1 protein-coding gene is annotated in these 239 nt (G+C 72.0%); it reads right to left on the bottom strand.

Features of this window, described 5'->3' with window-relative positions:
* A partial coding sequence (locus tag L861_RS25020) for an FGGY-family carbohydrate kinase (protein WP_269078958.1) occupies positions 1-239 on the bottom strand: 239 nt, incomplete at both ends.

Here is a 239-nt window from a genome sequence, read left to right as displayed (position 1 = left end):
GGCCAGGTCGCCGAGCCGCTCGAGGCCGTAGCGCAGGCCAAAGGTGGCGCTCTCGACCACCGCCCGGCACAGGTTGGCCTGGGTGGTGTTGACGCTGGTCAGGCCCAGGAAGCTGCAGGTGGCCTGGGGCAGCGTCGGGACCCGCTCACCGTTGAAGAACGGCAGCACGGTGACCCCCTCGGCGCCGATCGGGGCACTGGCGAGGCGCTCACCGAAGGCCGCCAGGTCGAGGCCGAACA

This window comes from Litchfieldella anticariensis FP35 = DSM 16096 (assembly GCF_000409775.1).
GTDB classification, from domain to species: domain Bacteria; phylum Pseudomonadota; class Gammaproteobacteria; order Pseudomonadales; family Halomonadaceae; genus Litchfieldella; species Litchfieldella anticariensis.
This window is presented reverse-complemented; position numbering and strand designations above follow the sequence as displayed.